The organism is Aminobacter sp. P4_D5, from assembly GCF_056401815.1.
On record NZ_JBFUIP010000437.1, the window covers coordinates 1 to 1016 of the forward strand.

Here is a 1016-nt window from a genome sequence, read left to right on the forward strand (position 1 = left end):
CGGCGATGGCGAGCAGCGCGTCACCATGCGCGCGGTTGCCTGCAAGCTCCTGCCGGCGGGCAGAACCGGTGAGATGGACCGCCTCATAGAGCCAGGTCGAGACGTTGTCGGGCATCGCGTACCAGTCGTTGGAGATCTAGGGCCGATCGACATTCAGGATTTCGAAACGGCGTGATGTCTGATTCATGGGTCTCCGTGTTTCATCACGGAGTGGCCGATGGGGATCAAGCGTTACGAGTTGAGCGAAGGACAATGGTCACGTATTGCGGGCTTGGTGCCTGGTAAGGCTGGCGATCCGGGCCGGACTGGCTCGGATAACCGGCTGTTCGTGAACGGATGTCTGTGGGTGCTGCGGTCGGGTGCGCACTGGGAGGACCTGCCGGAGCGCTACGGCAAATGGAAGTCGGTGCATAAACGCTTCAGCCGCTGGTGCCATGCGGGTGTCTGGGAGCGGGTGTTCGAAGCCCTGACAGCCGATCGCGACAATCGGTATCTGATGATCGACAGCACCATCGTGCGCGCTCATCAGCAGGCGGCCAGCGGAAAAGGGGGGCCAAGGACCAGGCGCTGGGGCGTTCCCGAGGTGGACTGACGACCAAGATCCACATGCTTGCGGACACGCTCGGCCGGCCGCTGCGCCTCATCGTCACTCCCGGCCAGGCCAGCGACATCACGACGGCACCGGCTCTGCTCGAAGGCCAGCATGCTGATGCCGTGTTGGCTGACAAAGCCTATGACGGCAATGCGTTACGCGCTCTGATCGCTGACATGGGCGCCGAGGCGGTGATCCCATCGAAGCGCAACCGAAAGCGGCCCATCCCGCACGACGCTGCTCTGTATCAGCACCGCAACCGCATCGAGAGATGCTTCAACAAGCTCAAGCACTTCCGGCGCCTGGCCACGCGCTATGAGCGCAGAACCATCCATTTCCTCGGCTTCGTTCAACTCGCCGCAGCCATGATCTGGATGACCTGAATGTCGATCCGTCCTAGCTTGTTGTTTTGAGAGCATGATTC

At 61.7% G+C, this 1016-nt stretch carries 2 pseudogenes; one reads left to right on the forward strand and one right to left on the reverse strand.

Features of this window, described 5'->3' with window-relative positions:
• Positions 1–136 (reverse strand): annotated as a pseudogene (locus AC1DWF_RS32565) (FMN-binding negative transcriptional regulator); the annotation flags it as partial.
• An 81-nt stretch (positions 137–217) separates the two neighbouring features.
• Between AC1DWF_RS32565 and AC1DWF_RS32570 the strand changes: the two are divergent.
• Positions 218–975 (forward strand): annotated as a pseudogene (locus AC1DWF_RS32570) (IS5 family transposase).
• Positions 976–1016 lie beyond the last annotated feature (41 nt).